We start from the raw sequence: 18268 nt of genomic DNA on the forward strand, positions 1-18268 counted from the left end.
GCGGATGGCCTGACGAACCAAAAGGCCGGGCATCGTTCCTGCAAAATGCAACGATGCCCCACAGCGTCTCCCTCATCAACACGATCGCCGCCGGCCTGGGGCTGGCGCTCATGCTTGGATTCCTGGCGGCGCGGCTGCGATTGCCGGCCTTGGTCGGCTACCTGCTGGCGGGCGTGATCATCGGCCCCTTCACCCCGGGCTTCGTGGCCGACGCGGGCATCGCGGCCCAGCTCGCCGAGATCGGCGTGATGCTGCTGATGTTCGGCGTGGGCCTTCATTTCTCCCTCGACGACCTGCTGGCGGTGCGCAAGATCGCGCTGCCCGGCGCGCTCGCGCAGATCGCGGTGGCGACGCTGCTGGGCGGGGGGCTGGCGATGTGGTGGGGCTGGAGCCCCGGTGCCGCGCTGGTGTTCGGGCTGGCGCTGTCGGTGGCGAGCACGGTCGTGCTGCTGCGCGCGCTCGAAAGCCTGGGCATCCTCGATTCGTTCACCGGGCGCATCGCGGTCGGCTGGCTCGTGGTGGAAGACCTCGCGATGGTGCTGGTGCTGGTGCTCCTGCCGCCGCTGGCGGGCACGCTAGGCGTGCAGGGCGCTGCAGGCGGAACCGACCCGCTGTGGCAGACGCTGGGCCTCACGATGCTGCAGGTCGGCGGCTTCGTGGCGTTGATGCTGGTGGTGGGGCGCCGGGTGTTCCCGTGGATCCTCTGGCAGGTCACGCGCACCGGCTCGCGCGAGCTGTTCACGCTGTGCGTGGTGGCGGCGGCCGTGAGCATCGCCTATGCGTCGGCGGCGCTCTTCGGGGTGTCGTTCGCGTTGGGTGCCTTCTTCGCGGGCATGGTCATGCGCGAATCTCAGTTCGCCCATCGTGCGGCGCAGGAGTCATTGCCGCTGCGCGACGCCTTCGCGGTGCTGTTCTTCGTGTCGGTCGGCATGCTGTTCGACCCCTCGGTGCTGCTCGACCGGCCGCTGCAGGTGCTCGCTGTGGTGCTGGTGATCGTGCTGGGCAAGTCGCTGGCGGCCTGCGCACTGGTGCTGGTGTTCCGCTACCCGCTGGGCACGGCGCTCACGGTGAGCGCCAGCCTGGCGCAGATCGGCGAGTTCTCTTTCATCCTGGCCGGCCTGGGCGTGTCGCTCGGCCTGCTGCCGGCGGAAGGGCAGAGCCTGGTGCTGGCCGGGGCGCTGATTTCCATCGCCACCAATCCACTGTGGTTCAGCCTGATCGCGCCGATGCAGAAATGGCTACATGCGCATTCCTCGTTCGCGCGCGGTCTGGAGATGCGAGAAGACCCGCTGGCCGAGCTGCCGATGACCACCGAGGCCAAGTACCTCTCGCGGCAGGTGGTGCTGGTGGGCTACGGCCGGGTCGGGCGCCGCATCGCGGCCGAGCTCGACGCCAACGACATTCCCTACGTGGTGGCGGAGCAGAACCGCGAGCTGGTCGAGAAGCTGCGCGAGGCCGGTACGCCCGCCGTGTGGGGCGATGCGGCCGACCCGGCGGTGCTGATCCAGGCGCATATTGCCCGTGCGCGCGTGCTGGTCGTCGCCACGCCGGACGCGATGAACGTGCGCCAGATGATGGAAACGGCGCACACGCTCAACCCGGCGATCCAGACCGTCATCCGCAGCCACAACGAGCAGGAGGCTCGCCTGCTCACGCAGGAAACCTCGGCCACCGTGTTCCTCGGCGAGCATGAACTCGCCCAGGCGATGGCGAGGGACGTGGTCCAGCGCGCAGTGTCGATGGCCGTGCCGGCATGACCGGCGAAAGCCCGAACGCCCGGGCTTGCGGCCCGGGCGCTTCAGAGGTCTTCGATCACCAGCGGGCGATAGCGCTGGGCGATGGAGTAGGGGACGGTGCGCACCAGCTCCATCATCTGCTCGGCCGCGGCGCCGTCCTCGGTCCTGACGAGCAGGGCGGCGTGGCCTTCCTTCGCGAGCTTGGCATAGGCACGCACGGTGGCCGCATCGGTGCCGGCGGAGGGCAGTGGGTCGTCGGCGGTCGTCACCGTGGGCACGATCTCGCGCAGCACGGTCTCGGCCGGCATCAGGTAGATGTCGTCGCCGCTCATGCCTTTTTCGATCAGGCCGCGACCGATGCGCTCGGCGTCCTTGGCGTCGGGGAACATCACCATCGAATAGCCGGTGGGATAGAAGGCGCCGCCGATGCTCGAGAGCATGCCCGGTTCAAGAGTGAAGTGCTTCATGCTGCCTCCTGAATCTTGTGTGGATCATCGGTCCGACGCTAGGCCGCCCTCTCAGGGCGCTCTGTAGGAGAACCCCGAAAGCACTGTCAACCGCGCGCCTGCCTTGCCTGTTCAATTCATGGCGCAGTCAGCAAGCAACGTCATCCTCATTTCCATGCCTTCGTCCAGGAACATCGCACTCACCGTCCACGAGCTGGAGACGGGCGAGTTCTATTGGGTGCTGATGGAGGCGGTGGACGGCGCCCCGGGCGATACCACCCACGTCTACGTGCCGCTGGAAGCCGCGCACGAACCCTATGCCACCTATTCGAATGCACTGGTCGCGGGCGTGGCGATGATGCGGCGGCTCTTCGGGCCCGACGGCAGGCCCGCACCCTGAGCCCGCGGGGCTCACCGGAGGCCCCTACCTATAATCCCGCCGTTCCGGTGGCGGCAGCCTCATCGACTGCCCGGCCGGACCACCACGGTTCGAAGGTGCCCCGCACGACATGCCATCCATGGCGGCGGGGTTAAACGGGAAGCAGGTGAACCCGCATCGTCGTTCTCCACGGAGATCGGCCGGCGCGGCGATTCCTGCGCTGCCCCCGCAACGGTCAGCGGATCTGGAACCCCTCGGGCTCGTGCCTCATCGATCGGCACGGGCAGCCACTGCGCTTCGGCGTGGGAAGGCGAGGGTTTCCGCCGCGGCGTGACTCTCGCAGATCACGCCGCGGCGCTCCGCAAGCCCGGATACCGGCCTTCGCAACCGCCTTCGGACGCTGCGGGAGTGCGTGTCCGGGCCAGCCGCCTACCGCGCCCGCCGCGGGCCGCCGCAGCCCCTTCGCCTCTTCCGCCGCGCCCTTCATAGGTCAGGAGCCTGCGGGGACGCAGGCCGGAGGAGAGATTTCATGAGTCATGCATCGCCGAAGCGCGATCGCAGGGGCGCGTCGCCGAAGCGGCTGCGACACCGGCCGCGCTTTTCGGGTCTTTCGAGCCTTTCCGGCATTTCGCTGGGCTGGGGCCTCGCCCTGGGACCGTGCGCGGCAGTCTTCGCGCAGGCCTCCGACGGCCAGACGCTGAGGGCGATTCAGGTGGATGCCCAGCGCCATACGCCCATGGCCATCGACGAGCCCACGCAGACCGGCAGCCGTCTCGGCCTCACGCCGCTCGAAACACCGGCCAGCGTCGAGGTGCTGACGGGCGACACCATCCGTGCGCGCGGCGACGTCTCGGTGGTCGACGCCGTCACCCGCGCCACCGGCATCACCGGCTCGCCCGGTCCCGGCAACGGCGGCACCGCGCTGGTGGCGCGCGGCTTCCTCGGTCACGGTTCGGTGATGCAGCTCTTCGACGGCACGCGCCTCTACGCGGGCGCGGGCACCGTCACCTTTCCCTTCGACACCTGGTCGGCCGACCGCATCGAGGTGCTGCGCGGCGCGGCCTCGGTGATGTACGGCGAAGGCGCCATCGGCGGCGCGATCAACGTGGTGCCCAAGAAGCCCACGCGCGGCCCGATCCGCAATGAGGCGCTGGTCACGCTGGGCTCCGACGCCACGCGGCAGGTGGCCTTCGGCAGCGGCGGGGCGATCGACGACAGGCTTTCGTACCGCTTCGACATCAGCCAGCGCAACACCGACGGCTTCATGCAGCGCGGCGAGGCCGAAAGCCTCGCCGTGAGCGCCGCGGTGCGGCTGGACGTGTCGCCGCAGCTGCAGTTTACGCTCTCGCACGACGAGGGCCGCCAGTCGCCGCAGCGCTACTACGGCGTGCCGCTGATCGACGGCCGCCTCAGCAGCCAGACGCTGCGCCAGAACTACGACGTGGACGACGCCGAGATCAAGTACCGCGACAAGTGGACCCGCCTCGACACCCTGTGGACGCCCAGCGACGCCGTGACGGTGCGCAACCAGCTCTACCGGCTGGAGAGCAAACGCCACTGGCGCAACAGCGAGACCTATACCTACAGCCCCGCCACCCGGCGCGTGACGCGCGGCGACTACCTGGAGATCGGCCACGACCAGGAGCAGATCGGCAATCGCACCGACGCCACCTTCAGGCACCGGCCGTTCGGCCTCGCCAACCAGGTGCTCGTGGGTTTCGACGTGAACCGCATCGACTTCACGCACACCAACGACTCGCCCTACGGCGGCCGATCGGTGGTCGATCCCTTCGTCTTCAGCCCCGGCTACTACGCGTCGCCCGTGGCCTACACGCCGCGCTACAGGACGAAGACCAGCACCTACGCCTTCTTCGCGGAGGACAGGCTGGCCTTCGACGAGCAGTGGTCGGTGGTGGGCAGCCTGCGCTGGGACCACGCGAAGGTCGCACGCACCGACCTGCAGAACGCCGCCAACAGCTTCGGCAAGACCTTCGAGTACGCCACCGGCCGGCTCGGCGTGGTCTACGCACCGGACGCCTCGCAGTCGTTCTACGCGCAGGTGGCGCGCGCGGCCGATCCCCTGGGCTCGCTGGTGACCACTTCGGCTTCGCAGGCGGCCTTCGACCTCAGCACGGGCAGGCAGTTCGAGGTCGGCTACAAGCGCCAGCTCGCTGACAACCGAGGCGCCTGGACCGTGGCCGCCTACCGCATCGACAAGAACAAGCTGCTGTCGCGCGACGCCATCGATCCGACCGTCACCCAGCAGGTCGGCAAGCAGTCTTCCGAAGGCATCGAGGCCACGCTCGACCTGGCGCTGAGCTTCACGCTGCGGCTGGAGGCGAATGCCACCAAGCTGCGCGCGCGCTACGACGACTTCAACGAACTGGTCGGCGGCAAGCTGGTCTCGCGCGCGGGCAACACGCCCACCGGCGTACCCGAGGAGGCCGCCAACCTCTGGCTCACCTGGCGCTTCCTGCCGCAGTGGGAGGCCGACGTCGGCCTGCGCTACGTGGGCCCGCGCCAGGTCGATGCGGCCAACTCGCGAAAGATCGGCTCGTACACGGTCGCCGATGCGGGCGTGAGCTGGCAGGCGAACCCCTCGCTCAGGCTCGCGCTGCGCGCCTACAACCTGGCTGATCGGCGCTATCCGGTGTCGTTCTCGAATGGCGGCAACCAGTGGCTGCTGGGGCGCCCGCGCTCCTTCGAGCTGTCGGCGCTGGTCAGCTTCTGAGAGGCCCGGGAGTCTGGTGGAACGCATGACCTCCGCATGGCGCCGCGCCTGGCCGCGCATCCGGCACTGGCTCTACTGGACGCACCGGTGGCTGGGCATCGGCGGCTGCCTGCTGTTCGTCATGTGGTTCGTCTCGGGCGTGGTGATGATGTACGTGGGGTACCCGAACCTCACGGACGAGGAACGGCTCGCGGGGCTCTCGCCGCTGCGTTTCGACCGGGGGATGGTGTCGCCCTCGGCCGCGCTCGAAGCACTGCCCAAGGAGGCGAACGCGCAGCCGCCGAGGCGCATGGTGCTGGAGATGCAGGGCGGCACCGTCGCCGGCCCCGTCTGGCGCATCGTCGATGCGCGCGGCGGCCGGCATACGGTCTCGGCCCGCGACGGCCGCGTACCGGGTCCCGTCGATGCCGCGCAGGCCGAGGCCATCGCGCGCGATTTTTCCGGCCATGCCGGCGCCCGCTGGGCCGAGACCCTGGAGCGTGACCAGTGGACCGTGCCGCAGGGCCTGAACCCGCTGCGTCCGCTGCACCGCATCGAAGTCGGCGACGCCGCGGGCACCGAGCTCTACGTGTCGCAGGTCAACGGCGAAGTGGTGCGCGACACCACGCGCTCCGAACGCTTCTGGAACTGGCTGGGCTCGGTGCCCCACTGGATCTACTTCACGCCGCTGCGCGCGGACCCGCCCCTGTGGCACGACGTGGTGATGTGGCTGTCGGCGGCCTGCATCGTCTCGGCGGTGACGGGCATCGTCATCGGCATCCTCCGGGTGCGCCTGCGGCGGCGCTTCCGCAACGGGGCGGTCACGCCCTACAGCGGCTGGATGGCCTGGCACCACATCGCAGGGCTGGTCGGCGGCTTCTTCGTGCTGACCTGGATCGTCAGCGGCTGGCTGTCGATGAATCCCAATGGCTGGTTCCAGCGTGGAACGGGCGATGCGGCGGCGATGGCGAGCTACACGGGTGCCGGCAGGTCGCCGTTCCCGTGGCCGCCGGCATCGCTGCCGGCAGGCGAGGGTGCCGATGCGCCGCGCGAGGCCGCGCTGCTGTGGTTCGACGGCAGGCCGCTGCTGCAGCTGCGCGACGCGAAGGCGCGGGTGCGCGTGATCGATGCAGTCACCGGCGAACCGGCCACCGTCGCGAAGGACGACGTCCTGCGCGCCGCCGCCCGACTGCGCCCCGGCTCGAACATCACCGAAGCGGTGCTCCAGACCCGCGAGGACTTCCACTGGTACGGCCACCACCGCGAGCGCGTCGTGCCCGTGTGGCGCCTGCAGTTCGACGACCCGGCGCGCAGCTGGATCTACATCGATCCTTCCAGCGGCCAGGTGGCCGGCGGCAGCGACGCCAGCTCGCGCCTGCGCCGCTGGCTCTTCAACGCGGCGCACAGCCTCGACTTCCCCTGGCTCATCCAGTACCGGCCGGCCTGGGATCTCGTGATGTGGCTGCTTTCCATCGTCGGCGCTGTGGCTTCGGCCAGCGGCGTCGTCATCGGCTGGCGGAGGCTGCGGCGAAAACCGAAGCCGGCGGCCGTGCCGGGCGCGCAGCCTGCGCTGCGGCGTTCATGATCGGGGCTTGCGCGAGCCTGCCCATCCACCAACAATCAACTTTCGCACCGCGGTGCATTTCAGGAGGTGCTCGATGCACATCGAACCAGGTCTAGTCGACGGATCCAAGATATTCCTCAGCTACGCGACGGCAGCCGCCGCGCTTGCCTACACCGGCAAGGTCGCGTTCCAGACGCTCATGAAGGACGGGCCCGCCGCACTGGTGCTGCGCTCCGCCATCGCCGTGGCGCTGGTGTTCTGCTTCTTCGAGGTGTTTCCGCACCACCCTGTGGGCGTGTCGGAGGTGCACCTGATCCTGGGCACCACGCTGCTGCTGGTGTTCGGCCTCGCGCCCGCCGCCATTGGCCTGGCGGGCGGCCTGCTGATCCAGGGCCTGTTCTTCGAGCCGCAGGACATCCCGCAATACGGCATGAACGTCACCACGCTGCTGGTGCCGCTGTTCGCCACTTCCGCGCTGGCGCGCCGCATCATCCCCGAGAAGCTGGCCTACGTGGACATCGGCTACCGCGAGGCTTTCAAGCTCTCGGTGGCCTACCAGGGCGGCATCGTGGTGTGGGTCGGCTTCTGGGCGCTGTACGGACGCGGCACCGGCATCGAGAACATGGGCCAGATCGCCAGCTTCGGCGCTGCCTACATGACGGTCGTGCTGGTCGAGCCGCTGGTCGACCTGGGCGTGCTGGCTGCCGCCAAGGCGTGGCGCCGGCTGCAGGGTTCCGTCTTCGTCGAGCGCCGCCTGTACGGCGGCGTCTGAGCGCTTCCCTTCGTCGCTTCCCCGGGGCCGGCCTCGGGGAGGCTGTCCGTTTCCATCGGTGGCGCCGGAATCATCCGGCGCCACTTTCGCCTTGCTGGTGCGCCCCGCTCGCGAGCGCCTGAAAGAATCCACCCATGACCCCAAGCAACGCCAAGATCCCCGTCACCATCGTCACGGGCTTCCTCGGCAGCGGCAAGACCACGCTGCTGCGCCACATCCTCGGCAACGCCGAAGGCCGCCGCATCGCGGTGATCGTCAACGAGTTCGGCGAGCTCGGCATCGACGGCGAGATCCTGCGCGGCTGCGGCATCGGCTGCGACGACGAAGGCAACGAGCGTGAAGGCGCGCTCTACGAGCTGGCCAACGGCTGCGTCTGCTGCACGGTGCAGGAGGAGTTCCTGCCGGTGATGCTGCAGCTGGCCGAGCGGCGCGGCGAACTCGACGCGGTGCTCATCGAGACCTCGGGCCTCGCGCTGCCCAAGCCGCTGGTGCAGGCCTTCCAGTGGCCGGACATCGCCAACATCTTCACCGTCGATTCGGTCGTCACCGTGGTCGACGGGCCGGCCGCCGCCTCGGGCCAGTTCGCCGAGAACCCGCAGGCGGTCGATGAAGCCCGCCGCGCCGACCCCAACCTCGACCACGAATCGCCGCTGCACGAGCTGTTCGAAGACCAGCTTTCGGCCGCCGACCTCGTGGTGCTCAACAAGACCGACCTGATGGACGACGCGGCGCGCGCCAAGGTCGAGGCGCTGGTGCGCGAGGAACTGCCGCCCGAGGTGAAGATCGTCGCCGCCAGCGAAGGCCGGCTGCCGCTCGCGCTGCTGCTGGGCCAGGGCCGCGCGGCCGAGGACACCATCCACCTGCGCGAGAGCCACCACGACCACGAGGAAGACCACGACCACGACGAGTTCGATTCGCTCGTGATCGAGCTGCCGCCCGTCGAGCGCGATGGCCTGCTGGCCGCGCTCGGCAGGCTGGTCGAGCAGCACACCATCTACCGCGTGAAGGGCTTCGTCGCCGTGCCGGGCAAGCCGATGCGCCTGCTGGTGCAGGGCGTGGGCCGCCGCTTCGACCACCACTTCGACCGCCGCTGGCGCGATGGCGAGGCGCAGCGCACGCGGCTCGTGTTCATCGGCGAGGACCTGGACGAAGGCGCGCTGCGCAAGGTGCTCGAAGAGGCGAGCGCCACCGCCACGGCCTGACGCCCCGAGCGCATGCACCTGCTGAGCACCCAGCCCGGACGCTTCGTCGAGGACGACAGCGTCGTCACGCGCCTCGACCAGACGCCGGGCGACATCGTGGTGCTCAGCTCGGCCGACACCACGCTCGCGCTGCTCGCCGCCGCGCGCACCGCGCTGGCGGCCACCGACCCCGGCTATCCGTCGCTCAGGCTGGCCAATCTCATGTACCTGCGCCAGCCGGCCTCGCTCGACCTCTACGTCGACGAGGTGCTGCAGCATGCGCGCGTGGTGGTGGTCGACCACCTGGGTGCCGAATCGGCCTGGGCCTACGGGTTGCAGCAGCTCGAGAAGCTGGCGAAGCGCAAGGGCCAGCGGCTCGCGATGTTCTCGGGCGACCTGCAGGAAGACGAAGACCTGCTCGCGCGCGGCACGCTGTCGCGCGCGGTGAGCCGCCAGCTCTGGCAGTACATGCGCAGCGGCGGGGCGGGCAATGCGATGCAGTTCCTGCGCGCGGTGGCCTTCCACGGCCTGGACCATGGCGAGGCCCCGTTGCCGCCGCGCAGCCTGCCGCAGGTGGCGCTGCACGTGCCGGGCGGCGCGGCCGCTTCGCATACCGTGGCCGGCATCGATGACCTGCGAGCCGGCTGGCACGCGGGCGCGCCGGTGGTGGCGCTGGTGTTCTATCGCTCGCACCTGCTGTCGGGCAACACGGCGGCCTTCGATGCGCTTGCCGCGGCCTTGACAGCGCAGGGACTGAATCCGCTGCCCGTCGCGCTCGATTCGCTGAAGGATCCGCTGTGCCTTTCCACGCTGCGCGCGCTGTGCGCGGAGCACGACGTGCAGCTGGTGCTCAACACCACGGCTTTCGCGGCCCTGGGACAGGGCGGGCCGGGCGGGCAAAGCGACGAGGTCGAGCTGGCCGGCGACGCCCCCGTGCTGCAGGTGATCGTGAGCGGGGGCAACAGGGAAGACTGGCTGGCCGACAGCCAGGGCCTGCGCCCGCGCGACATCGCGATGCAGATCGCGCTGCCCGAGATGGACGGCCGCATCGTCACGCGCGCCGTGAGCTTCAAGGGCCTGTCGCACCGCTGCGAGCTCACGCAGACCGAGGTGGTCAACTACCAGCCCGAGCCCGACCGCGTCGCCTTCGTGGCCGAGCTGGCTCGGCGCTGGTGCCGGCTGCGCAGCCTGCGCGCGGAAGGCAAGCGCATCGCACTGATCCTCGCCAACTATCCGGGCAGCGAAGGCCGCATCGGCAGCGGCGTGGGGCTGGACACGCCGGCCTCGGTGATGGCGATCCTGCACGCCATGGCAGCCGACGGCTATGCGCTGGGCGATCCCGGCGCGATGCCCGCCGATGGCGACGCGCTGATGCGCAGGCTGCAGGAAGGCATCGCCAACGACCCGTCGCAGTGGGCTTCGCGGCCCGCCTGGCAGAGCTTCGCGCTGGCCGACTACCGGGCATGCCTGTCACGCCTGCCCGACGGCATGGCCGCGGCCATCGACGCGCGATGGGGACCGCCCGAACAAGACCCGATGCTGCGCAACGGCCGCTTCATGATCGCCGGCCTGCGGCTTGGCCGCGTGTTCGTCGGCATCCAGCCCGCGCGTGCGCTCGGCAGCCTGGGCGCCGCCGACTACGCGAGCTACCACGACGCCGAGCTGGTGCCGCCGCACAGCTACCTGGCCTTCTACTTCTGGCTGCGCGAGGCCTTCGCCATCGACGCGGTGGTGCACGTGGGCAAGCACGGCAACCTCGAATGGCTGCCCGGCAAGAGCATCGCGCTGTCGCAGGCCTGCTGGCCCGACGCGATCCTCGGGCCGATGCCCAACGTGTATCCCTTCATCGTCAACGACCCGGGCGAGGGCGCACAGGCCAAGCGGCGCACGCAGGCGGTCATCGTCGACCACCTCATGCCGCCGCTCACGCGCGCGGAGAACCACGGCCCGATGCAGGACCTGGAGCGTCAGGTCGACGAGTACTACGACGCGCTGCTGGTCGACGCGCGCCGCGCGAAGGTGCTGCGCGCGCAGATCCTCGCAGCCGTGCGCGCGCAGCATCTGGTCGAGGAACTGGGCTTGCCCGGCGCGCAGGAGGAAGACGACGCCGTGCTCGCGCGCGTCGACGCCTACCTCTGCGAGCTGAAGGAAACGCAGATACGCGACGGGCTGCATGTGTTCGGCGCTTCGCCGAGCGGGAGGCTGCGGCGCGACACGCTGCTGGCGCTGGCGCGCTATCCGGCGGCCGACGGCGGGGGTGGCAACGCCGGGCTGCTCGGTGCGCTCTCGCAAGACCTGCTGCCCGACGACGCCTTCGATCCGCTCGACATCGACGCGGCCCGGCCTTGGCAGGGCGCGCGGCCCGCGCTGCTGCTGTCGGTGAGCAGCGAAGCATGGCGCCACCAGGGCGACACGCGCGAGCGGCTGGAGCTGCTCGCGCAGCGGCTGATGGAAGAGGGCGCATGTCCGCCGGAACTGCCGCGCACCGCCGCCGTGATGAGCCGCATCGACCGCAGCCTCGCGCCCGCGCTCGACGCCTGCGGTGCGCAGGAGCTGCGCCAGCTCTTGCGCGCCCTGCAGGGCCGCTTCGTGCCGCCGGGCCCGAGCGGCTCTCCCTCGCGCGGCCGGCCCGACGTGCTGCCCACCGGCCGCAACTTCTACGCGGTCGACACCCGCGCCATTCCCACGCCCACGGCCTGGATGCTGGGCCTGAAGTCGGCCGCGCAGCTGGTCGAGCGGCACATGCAGGAACACGGCGACTACCCGGCGGCCCTGGGCCTGTCGGTCTGGGGCACGGCCACCATGCGCACCGGCGGAGACGACCTGGCGCAGGCCTTCGCGCTGATCGGCGTGCGGCCGAAGTGGGCGCCGGGCAGCCAGCGGGTGGTCGATTTCGAGGTGCTGCCCACGGTCGGGCTCGGGCGTCCGCGCATCGACGTCACGCTGCGCATCTCGGGCTTCTTCCGCGACGCCTTCCCGAATGCCGTTCAGATGTTCGATGCGGCAGTGCAGGCCGTGGCGGCACAGGAAGACGAGGACGAGGAGCGCAACCCGATCCGCGCGCGCATCCTTCGCGAGACCGCCGCGCTGCAGGCCCGGGGCATGGCGCCCGAGCTCGCACGCACGCAGGCCGGCTGGCGCGTGTTCGGCTCGGCGCCCGGCAGCTACGGCAGCGGCCTGCAGCCGCTCTTCGACCGCGGCGACTGGCAAAGCGACGACGACCTGTCGAAGGCCTACGTCGGCGGCAGCGCCCATGCCTACGGCCAGGGCAGCGACGGCGTGCCGGCGGCCGACGCGCTGAAGCGCCGGCTGCGCGCGATGACCGTCGTCATGCAGAACCAGGACAGCCGCGAGCACGACCTGCTCGACTCCAACGACTACTACCAGTTCCAGGGCGGCATGGCCGCCGCCGTGCGCCACCTGAGCGGCCGCCAGCCCGCCATTTACCACGGCGACCACGGCAACCCCCAGGCGCCGCGCGTTCGCACGCTGAAGGAAGAGATCGGCCGCGTCGTGCGCTCCCGCGTGGTCAACCCGAAGTGGATCGACGGCGTGAAGCGCCACGGCTACAAGGGCGCCTTCGAGATGGCCGCGACGGTCGACTACCTCTTCGGCTTTGACGCAACAGCGCGCGTGGTCGGCGACCACCAGTACGCGATGGTGGCTGACGCCTACGTGCTCGACGAGGCCACCCGCGACTTCGTGAACCAGCACAACCCGCGCGCGCTGCAGGACATGCTCGGCCGCCTGCTCGAAGCCATGCAGCGCGGCCTCTGGCAATCGCCCGGCGACTACCGCGCCCGGCTCGAGAACCTGCTGCTCGACCACGAGCAGCGGATGGAAGGAAGCCTCCGATGACGACCACTGCCGCCGCCGCCATGCCGGCGCCCTTTCCCTTTGCCGCCATAGCCGGGCAGCCGCACCTTCGGCAGGCCCTGCTGCTGGCTGCCGTCGATCCGGGCCTGGGCGGCGTGCTGATCGAAGGGCCGCGCGGCACCGCCAAGACCACCGCGGCACGCGCGCTCGCCGAGCTGCTGCCCGACGCGCCCTTCGTCACCCTGCCGCTGGGCGCGAGCCTGGAGAGCCTCGTCGGCACGCTCGACCTCGGCCGCGCGATGGCGGGCCATGAGCTTCGCTTCGCACCCGGCCTGCTGGCGCGCGCACACGGCGGCGTGCTCTACGTGGACGAGATCAACCTGCTGCCCGACGCGCTGATCGATTCGCTGCTCGACGCCGCCGCCAGCGGCGTCAACGTGGTCGAGCGCGACGGCATCTCGCATCGCCATGCAGCTCGCTTCGTGCTCGTGGGCACGATGAATCCGGAGGAGGGCACGCTGCGCCCTCAACTGCTCGACCGCTTCGGCCTTTGCGTTCAGCTGCACAACATCGACGACCCGTCCGAGCGGCAGGCCATCGTGCGCGCGCGGCTGGCCTTCGATGCCGATCCGCAGGGCTTTCGCGACCGGCATGCGCAGGCGCAGGCCGAGCTGTCTTCGTCGCTGGTCCGCGCACGTGCGCTCGTGGCCGACGCGTCGGCGCTGCCATACACCGACGCGGTGCACGAGGCGGTGAGCGCCATGTGCATCGCCGCCGCCGTCGACGGGCTGCGCGCCGACCTGGTCATGCTGCGTTCGGCCCGCGCCCTTGCGGCATGGGAAGGTGCTGCGGCCATCACCGCCCAGCACGTGCAGCGCGTGGCCGAGGCCGTGCTGCTGCATCGGAGCAAGCCCGAGGCCGAAGCTGCCGCTCCCCGGACTGCGCCGCCCGATGTCGGCAGCAAGGCCGCCGGCGACGCGGACGGGGAAAGCAGCGCAGGCAGCGCGGACGACGGCGACTGGGGCGCCATGCCGCCCGAACCCGTCGGCATCGACCGCGTGAAGCCGCTGCGCCCGTTGATCCCTTCGTTGCGGCAGCAACAACAACAGGCCGCACCAAAAAAAGCCTGAGCCTCCGGTACGCCGCACCGCCCGCTGGCGCATCGCGCCAGGGCGACCGGAGGCAGGGCCCGCAAAGGGATGCATGGCACGGTGCCGCCAGGCAGGGCGCGGCCTTCGACTGGCCGCGCACCTTCGCCGCGCGCGGCGCCGACCGGCTGCGCGCGGATCATCTGCGCCATCGCCCGCGGGAAGCGCGCAGTGGCGTGCTGCATTGCTTCCTGCTCGACTGCTCGGCCTCGATGCGCGACGACGGCAACCTGGCCCGCGCCAAGGGACTGCTGCTGGCGCTGATGCAGGAGGCCTACCAGCGCCGGGACCACGTCGCGCTGCTTTGCTTCGCGGGCGAGATCGTCGAGCTGCGCCTGCCGCCGCGGCGCGCCAGCGCCTGGAACGACGACTGGATCGCGCCGATCGCGGCCGGCGGCGGCACGCCCCTCGCGCTGGGCGTGCGGCGCGCCGACCAGCTGCTCGCGAAGAGCGGCGGCACGCGCCGGCGCTGGCTGTGGCTGCTCACGGATGGCCGCAGCAGCGAAAGCCCGCAGCGGCCGGAGTCGGCCGACGAGGTGTGCGTGGTCGATTTCGAGGCGGCGCGCCTGCCGCTGCACCGCGCGAGGCGGCTGGCCGACAGCTGGGATGCGCGCTACGTCCCGGCGGACAGCGCCTGAGCGGGTTGCGCGGCCTGCTCGTCGGCTTCGTCTTCAGGCGGGGCCAGCATGGTGCCCCGGCAGCTCGGCGCCCCGCAATGGCAGGGGTACTTCGACGCCGGCGAGCCGTCGTCGGCGGTCAGTGAATAGTCGATGAACAGCTCGTCGCCCGCATCCACCGCCACCAGCGTCTGGAACTTCAGCACCAGCTCGCCGCCTTCGTCGTACTCCTCGACCGCCTCGCAGTTGGGTTCGCACGAATGGTTGAGGTGGCGGGTGGCATTGCCGCCCTTGGCACCGTCGATCGTCATGTCGTTCGACAGCGTGAAGAGGTAGGTGAGCTGGTCATCCCAGACCTTGGTGGCGATCTCGGCCTTCGTGTAGCGGCGGCCCTCGTAGAGGCCGAGAAATGATTCGACCGGCAGGTCGCGCGTGGCGAAGGCGCCGAGGCCGTGCACGCCGCTGGGGCCTACGCGGACGAAGGGCGTGGACGAGGTTCGCTTGTGGTGCTTCATGAGGGAGAAGAGTGGCTGCCGTGGGGCGTGTTGCTGTTGGCGTTGTCGGGCTGGCGGAGTGTCAACGCCATTCCGATCCGGCGGATGACAGACGGGTACCGCGTCATCGATCTGCTTGTCTGTGTCTGTGTCTGTTCAGGGCTTCGCGTCGCCGAGGGACGCCAGGCAGCTCACGATCGCGTCGGCTGCTTCGTCGAGGCGGGGGCCGGGCCGCATCATGAGGTCGAAGCGCGCAGAGGCGAAGCTGCACACCCGCCCGCGCTGGATCGCCGACATGGCGGACCAGCCCGGCCGCGCGGCCATGGCCGAGACCTCGCCGAGGGCCGACACCATCAGCACGTCGGGATTGGCGCGCACCACGAACTCGGGGCTCATCTTGGGGAAGGGGCCGAGCGTGCCGGGCACCGCGTTGCCGAGCCCGAGGCGGGCCAGCGTCTCGCCGATGAAGGAGCTCTCGCTGGCCGCGGCCATGCCCCCATGCACCTCGAAGTACACGCGCCGGCCCTGCCAGCCGGCCGGCACGCGGGCACGGGCCGCGTCCAGCCCGGCGTCGAGCTTGCGCCAGTAGGCCTCGCCCGCGCCGGGGCGGCCGGTGGCACGGGCCACGGTCTCCATCACGCGGCGCATGTCGGCATGGGTCTTGGCGTCGAGCGCGAGCACCTTCAGGCCCAGGCGCTCCAGCGGCTCGGCGGCGCGGCTGCGCGGACGCAGCAGCACCAGGTCGGGCTTGAGCGCGACGATGCGCTCCACGTTCGCGTCGTCGATGCCGCCCACCTGCGGCAGCCCCTTCACCGAGGCCGGCCAGTTGGCGTGGCGGTCGATGCCCACCAGCCGGTCGCAGGCGTCGAGGGCGCAGACGGTCTCGGTCAGCGAAGGCATCAGCGACACGATGCGCCTGGCCGGCGCCTGCAGATCGACCGTGGTGCCCCGGTCGTCCTCCAGCCGGATGGCCGTGCCGGCGGCATGCGCGGCCGGGCCGAAGCCCAGCGCGACGAAGGCCGCGGCCTTGGCGACCCGGCGGACGGCGGAAGACAGGAGCTGGCGCGGGGCGGGGTTCGGCAGGACGGAGGAGGTCATCGATCTGGCAGGCGGCGGGCGGGCGGGCGTTGGCCCGCCTATTGTCGCGGCGTGCGCAGGCGCAGCCGCCGCGCGGCCTCTTCCTCGCGCGCGTCGTCCACCTCGCGCATCACGTGGCGCAGGTCGACCGGGCCGGTTTCCTGAACGAAGCCGCCGGTGAGTTCGGTCTCGGGGCGCAGCTGGCCGCGCTCGTAGAGGTGCCAGATCTCCTCGCCGTAATGCGTGTCCAGCAGCACGGGCGCGAACTGGCCGAAGAAATTGCGCAGGTTCTCGACGTCGCGCAACAGCATGCGCCGGGCGTGGTTGTTGCCCGCGGCATCGACCGCCTGCGGCAGGTCGATGACGACCGGGCCGTCCTCGGCCAGCAGCACGTTGAACTCCGAGAGGTCGCCGTGCACGATGCCCGCGCACAGCATGCGCATCACCTCGCGCAGCAGGCTGGCGTGGTGGCGCATGGCGTCCGCCGGCGAGAACATCACGTCGTTCAGGCGGGGCGCGGCGTCGCCGTTGGCGTCGGTCACCAGGTCCATCAGCAGCACGCCCTCCAGGAAGTTGTGCGGCGTCGGCACGCGCACGCCGGCGGCGGCAAGCCGGTAGAGCGCATCGACCTCGGCGCTTTGCCAGATGGCCTCGGTCACCTTGCGGCCGAAGCGCGTGCCCTTGGCCATGGCGCGCGCCTCGCGGCTGTTCTTGACGCGGCGGTTCTCGGTGTAGTCGACGGCCTGCCGGAAGCTGCGCTTGTCGGCCTCCTTGTAGACCTTGGCGCAGCGCGTCTCGTCGCCGCAGCGCACGACGTAGACCATGGCTTCCTTGCCGCTCATGAGCTGGCGCACCACGGTGTCGATCAGGCCTTCGTCGATCAGGGCCTGCAGTCTTTGCGGTGCCTTCATGCGCGGGACTCCCGGGAGATCATGGAACGGGTGGCGAGGTAGGCCCGCAGGCTGTCGGTCCCGAACTGGTAGAGGCCTTCCTGCCGGTGCACGACAAAGCCCAGCTGGCGGTTGATGGCGAGCATCGGCGCATTGACCTCCGCGTTGCTGGTGGAGATCAGCGCCAGCTCCGGGTGGCGCGAGTGCACCAGCCGCAGCATCGCGGCCTTGACGCCCTTGGCCAGGCCCTTGCCGCGCCAGTGGCGGGCCACGGCCGTGAGCCGCTGGAACATGCGGTCGGGGAACAACTGGTTCCAGCTGGCGTCGCACACCGCGACGACCTCGTCGCCATCGAGCAGCAGCACGAGGTAGTGTTCGCCGCCGCGGCGGTCGATCTCGGCGTACCACGCGAGGTACTCTGCCATTTCATAGCGCATGGGCGCTCGCTCCAGTGCGCTGGTGGGCGCGTCGTTCAGCAACGTCGACAGCGCGGGCAGCAGTTCCGCGAGCCGCTCGACGGGCACGCGCCCGACATGGAACTCGGCGCGCAGACCGTGGGCGGGCGCGAAGCCCTCGGCCTCCCAGCGGGAGAGAGCCTGCCAGTCGAGGCCGGCGAAGGTTGCGCGGTTCTCGATGCTGCGGTGCCTCTCCTGCGCTCCGATGGCGCGCAGGAAAGCGTGGCCCTCGGGGAGGTGCGCCTTGACCGTCGCCGTGGTCTTGCCCTGTGCATCCATGAACGCGAGCAGCGCGCCGAGCAGCGTGCTGGCCACGCCGCGGCGCTGATGCGAGCGCAGCACGCCGCCCCAGACATCGACGAAGGGCGCGAAGGATTCATAGTCGGGCGTTCCCGCGCGGCGGATGCCCATGTTGAGGCTTCCGACGGGCCTGCCGTGCTCGTAGAGGGCCAGCACCCGGTGGATGACGTACAGCGGCGCGCCTTGCAGCACGCCGTGCCGGGTCTCGGCGTCGCTCGTCAACGGTTCGTCGGGAAAGTCCTCGGCGCTGCGCTGGCGCCAGTAGGCGAGGGCATCACGCCACTCAGCCTCGGAAGCGCGTTGGGGATCGAAGAATGCGGTTGTTGCAACGGGCCGCGAATACGCGGCGTTGGCTTCGGACATGGTGTGCCTTGATTCGAAAGGGAACGGGGCGCCGACGGCACATGCGTGCCGGCGGCGGCGTTTGAATCGGGGCTGTTTGTCGCGGCGGCGAGAAGGCCGCGGGTGCCGAACCGGGCGTGCCCGTCAGGGGCACGTGCTGCGCGGGAGGTGCGTCAGCAATCGATCAGCGGGTGGGGTGCACGACAAACCGCACGATGGTGGGGGCGTGAATTACGGCGTCTTCCATCTCGTGCCTCCTTTTCGCGGTGGTTGTCGAAGCGGCCACTGTAGCGGCCCGGTCGCCTGCTGTGAAGTGCCGCGTGATTCTGCGTGGTGCAACG

14 protein-coding genes and 1 riboswitch are annotated in these 18268 nt (G+C 70.5%); of the genes, 9 read left to right on the plus strand and 5 right to left on the minus strand.

Translation table 11 applies throughout. From position 1 onward, the window contains the following. The first annotated feature begins 53 nt into the window (after positions 1-53). A complete protein-coding gene (ybaL, locus tag FHY06_RS00250) occupies positions 54-1757 on the plus strand; it encodes a cation:proton antiporter domain-containing protein (RefSeq protein WP_184602749.1) in 1704 nt (567 codons plus the stop codon). Between the two features lie 41 nt (positions 1758-1798). Here the strand turns inward: ybaL and FHY06_RS00255 are convergent, their stop codons facing one another. Beyond that, the gene (locus FHY06_RS00255) at positions 1799-2203 is read right to left on the minus strand and encodes a hypothetical protein (RefSeq protein WP_184602751.1); all 405 of its coding nucleotides are present in this window, start codon (positions 2201-2203) and stop codon (positions 1799-1801) included. A gap of 118 nt (positions 2204-2321) precedes the next feature. Between FHY06_RS00255 and FHY06_RS00260 the strand changes: the two genes are divergently transcribed. From FHY06_RS00260 to FHY06_RS00295, 8 genes are all read left to right on the plus strand, one after another. After that, a complete protein-coding gene (locus FHY06_RS00260) occupies positions 2322-2582 on the plus strand; it encodes a hypothetical protein (RefSeq protein WP_019653249.1) in 261 nt (86 codons plus the stop codon). 77 nt (positions 2583-2659) lie between these two features. After that, positions 2660-2958: riboswitch (cobalamin riboswitch) on the plus strand. Between the two features lie 132 nt (positions 2959-3090). Continuing rightward, positions 3091-5292 carry a TonB-dependent receptor gene (locus tag FHY06_RS00265; RefSeq protein ID WP_184602753.1) on the plus strand — a complete coding sequence of 734 codons (2202 nt, stop codon included), beginning with the start codon at positions 3091-3093 and terminating at the stop codon, positions 5290-5292. Positions 5293-5317: 25 nt separating this feature from the next. Beyond that, positions 5318-6856 carry a PepSY domain-containing protein gene (locus tag FHY06_RS00270; RefSeq protein ID WP_184602755.1) on the plus strand — a complete coding sequence of 513 codons (1539 nt, stop codon included), beginning with the start codon at positions 5318-5320 and terminating at the stop codon, positions 6854-6856. A gap of 73 nt (positions 6857-6929) precedes the next feature. Then, a complete protein-coding gene (locus tag FHY06_RS00275; RefSeq protein WP_145759040.1) occupies positions 6930-7607 on the plus strand; it encodes an energy-coupling factor ABC transporter permease in 678 nt (225 codons plus the stop codon). Positions 7608-7741: 134 nt separating this feature from the next. Then, a complete protein-coding gene (gene cobW / locus FHY06_RS00280) occupies positions 7742-8809 on the plus strand; it encodes a cobalamin biosynthesis protein CobW (protein WP_019653245.1) in 1068 nt (355 codons plus the stop codon). Between the two features lie 12 nt (positions 8810-8821). Continuing rightward, positions 8822-12646 (plus strand): cobaltochelatase subunit CobN, encoded by a 3825-nt coding sequence (gene cobN, locus FHY06_RS00285; RefSeq protein WP_184602757.1) that lies wholly within the window; start codon positions 8822-8824, stop codon positions 12644-12646. Next, positions 12643-13734 (plus strand): magnesium chelatase ATPase subunit I, encoded by a 1092-nt coding sequence (locus FHY06_RS00290; RefSeq protein ID WP_184602759.1) that lies wholly within the window; start codon positions 12643-12645, stop codon positions 13732-13734. The genes cobN and FHY06_RS00290 overlap by 4 nt, the downstream gene beginning before the upstream one ends. A gap of 194 nt (positions 13735-13928) precedes the next feature. Further along, a complete protein-coding gene (locus tag FHY06_RS00295) occupies positions 13929-14390 on the plus strand; it encodes a VWA domain-containing protein (protein WP_311733658.1) in 462 nt (153 codons plus the stop codon). Here the strand turns inward: FHY06_RS00295 and FHY06_RS00300 are convergent. The 4 genes from FHY06_RS00300 to FHY06_RS00315 form a co-directional block, all read right to left on the minus strand. Further along, a complete protein-coding gene (locus FHY06_RS00300; protein WP_184602762.1) occupies positions 14366-14884 on the minus strand; it encodes an SET domain-containing protein in 519 nt (172 codons plus the stop codon). The genes FHY06_RS00295 and FHY06_RS00300 overlap by 25 nt on opposite strands. 135 nt (positions 14885-15019) lie before the next feature. After that, complete coding sequence (locus FHY06_RS00305) at positions 15020-15961, minus strand: ABC transporter substrate-binding protein (protein WP_132799567.1); 942 nt, start codon at positions 15959-15961, stop codon at positions 15020-15022. Between the two features lie 38 nt (positions 15962-15999). Further along, positions 16000-16851 (minus strand): PA4780 family RIO1-like protein kinase, encoded by an 852-nt coding sequence (locus FHY06_RS00310; protein ID WP_019653239.1) that lies wholly within the window; start codon positions 16849-16851, stop codon positions 16000-16002. After that, positions 16848-17948: a GNAT family protein gene (locus FHY06_RS00315; protein WP_184602764.1), complete on the minus strand. Its 1101-nt coding sequence runs from the start codon at positions 17946-17948 to the stop codon at positions 16848-16850. Before FHY06_RS00315 ends, FHY06_RS00310 begins: the two co-directional genes overlap by 4 nt. Positions 17949-18268: the final 320 nt, after the last annotated feature.

It is taken from the genome of Variovorax atrisoli (genome assembly GCF_014195185.1).
Classification (GTDB): domain Bacteria; phylum Pseudomonadota; class Gammaproteobacteria; order Burkholderiales; family Burkholderiaceae_C; genus Variovorax; species Variovorax atrisoli.